Source organism: Peribacillus sp. NPDC056705 (assembly GCF_043656335.1).
In genome coordinates this window covers 1-2,528 of the sequence record NZ_JBHTYI010000101.1, presented here as the reverse complement: position 1 = coordinate 2,528, position 2,528 = coordinate 1, and the positions used below count along the sequence as shown (strand labels likewise).

Sequence of the window (2,528 nt, the reverse complement as noted above, 5' to 3'; positions counted from 1 at the left end):
ATCACATTCCGCTCCGTGCACACGCACTTCAATCAGACGCGAGGCGCCTTCGCCATCACGCGCAATCGCCATCGCAAGCTGCTGGCATACGTAATGGAACCCGGCAGCGAACGCTTCCCAGTCCGGATGCTCCGGCGACAATTCTTCATTGTCCGCAAGTCCGCTGGCCATGGCTACCAGCATATCGTTCGTGCTCGTATCGCCGTCCACCGTAATCATGTTAAAAGTCAGGTTCGTCGTCTGACGCAGCAGCAATTGCAGCGCGTCATGCCGGATGACTGCATCGGTGGTCATGAAGCCGAGCATGGTCGCCATGTTCGGATGAATCATGCCGGACCCCTTCGCTGCACCTGCAATGGTAACCTGCTGCTCGCCGACTTGTACGGTGACGCAGGCTTCTTTTTTCACTAGATCGGTGGTTAGGATGGCTTGGCTGAACGCTTCCGCTCCCTCGCTATCCCCACGAAGCTGCGCAGGCAGATTCACGATCCCTGTCGTTACCCGATCCATCTTAAGCAGTTCTCCGATGACTCCCGTCGAGGCTACCGCCACATCCTGTGCATCGATGCCAATACGTGCTGCAGCACTGGAACGCATCGTATAGGCGTCCTCTTCCCCTTGTGTGCCTGTGCAGGCATTCGCGTTGCCGCTATTCACCACTATCGCACGCAGCTTGCCGTCTTGCAGGCTCTCGCGCGTAATCTTCAGCGGTGCAGCTTGCACAAGATTCGTTGTATATACAGCCGCCGCTACGGCTGGAACATCGCACAAAATAATACCCAGATCGTTGCGATCCGTCTTCTTCAATCCACAGTGCAGACCAGCTGCCTTGAAACCTCGAGGCGTTATGATGCTGCCCCCATCAATAATCGTAAATTGATTGTCTCCCATGTGTGTGTATCCTCAAGCGCTTACGGATAAATCGGTGTAAACGTAAGTCCGAGGCTCTCCTCCCATCCCATCATCAAGTTCAGGTTCTGGATCGCCTGGCCGGCCGCACCCTTCACCACGTTATCAATCACCGATATAATGGTCACTCGATTCGTACGCGAATCTACCGCAAATCCGATATCACAATAATTGGAGCCGCTAACTTCCTTCGTGGCCGGCCATATCCCTTTATCCCGGATTCTTACGAATGGACGACCCTGGAAATGTTCACGATACAATTCAATAAAATCATCTTCGGTATAAGAGCCCTTCAGTGTGGCATACATCGTCGTCATGATTCCTCGAGTCATCGGAACGAGGTGGGTAGTGAAGGTTACGGTAACCGGCTCCCCGGTCACACGCGTTAATACCTGCTCGACTTCCGGGATATGCTGATGCTTATTCACCTTATACGCCTTAAAGTTCTCGTTAATCTCGGCATAATGCGCCGTCAGACTCGTGCCCCGTCCTGATCCGGACACACCCGACTTGGCATCGATGATCAGTGAGGCAGGATCAATCCAGCCCGCTTGGATTGCCGGAATTAGTCCGAGCAGTGTTGCCGTCGGATAACAGCCCGGATTGGAGATAAAATCAACATCCTTCACTTCTTCCCCGAACACTTCGCATAAACCATACACAGCCTGTTCAAGCAGCTCAGCACTTGGAGCGGGGTGTTTATACCATTGTTCATATACAGACCCGTCCTTCAGACGGAAATCGCCTGACAAATCGATGACTTTCAAACCTGCATTCAGCAGATCGGGTACCAGCTTCGCGCTAACACCGGAAGGCGTCGCTGCAAATACCACATCAGCTACCTTGGCAATCTCCGCCGGTTCTACACCATCCAGGTCCCGCTTGATAATGTTCGTCAGATGCGGAAAGCCATCCGATATCGGTACGCCTGCACTGGATGAAGATATGACCGATGTTATCTCTACCTGCGGATGCGCCTGCAGCAAACGGATCAACTCCACCCCGCCGTATCCCGTAGATCCGACAATCGCTACTCTCACTGTTGCTGTACTCGTCATTTCGTTCATTCCTCTCCCCACAGAACGGTTAAAGGACCTTAAACAAGGTCCGTCATCCCATTCATGTATTCAATTAATTAACACCATCGCAGCGGATAGTGAACAACTTCAAATCCGTCTCTTAAATATGTATTATTATACGACCGTATTCATATAAATACAATGCATTATTACAATTTGGGTTATTTTAGCGAGCAAAATAAACTCATTCTTCATTCATTTATAATTATAGGCCCTTTAGCCAAAAAATAAAGAATTATTCACCGTGTTATCAGCAATCAATCCCTTATACGCAAAAAAAAGACAGCGCACTCGCGCTGCCCTTTCATCTAAAGGCAAATTGCTCCTTAGATTTTAATATTTCGAAAACCTTCACCCAGCACCTCATGGGCATTGCTGATGATAACGAATGCATTCGGGTCTACGGACTGGACCAAGGTCTTCAGCCGCGGAATCTCACTCTGCCCCACGACGACCATCAGCACCGTTCGATGTTCACCGGTGTATCCGCCCTCTGCCGTCAGCTTCGTGAGCCCCCGATCCAGATCCTCCAATATGGCC

The 2,528-nt window shown here is 50.9% G+C and carries 3 protein-coding genes; all 3 read right to left on the bottom strand.

Annotated features, from left to right (window positions below):
* Positions 1 to 891, bottom strand: an 891-nt coding sequence (gene argJ, locus ACFRAK_RS27705; protein ID WP_394572990.1) for a bifunctional glutamate N-acetyltransferase/amino-acid acetyltransferase ArgJ, incomplete at its 3' end; no start/stop codon positions are given.
* Positions 892 to 911: 20 nt separating this feature from the next.
* Positions 912 to 1,967, bottom strand: coding sequence for an N-acetyl-gamma-glutamyl-phosphate reductase (argC, locus tag ACFRAK_RS27700; protein WP_394572991.1), 1,056 nt, complete (start codon positions 1,965 to 1,967; stop codon positions 912 to 914).
* A 347-nt stretch (positions 1,968 to 2,314) separates the two neighbouring features.
* Positions 2,315 to 2,528, bottom strand: a 214-nt coding sequence (locus ACFRAK_RS27695) for a YitT family protein (protein WP_394572989.1), incomplete at its 5' end; no start/stop codon positions are given.

Excerpts from the sequence above, each read along its gene's own strand:
- argC (WP_394572991.1), bottom strand. The coding sequence starts at position 1,967 with ATGACGAGTACAGCAACAGTGAGAGTAGCGATTGTCGGATCTACGGGA.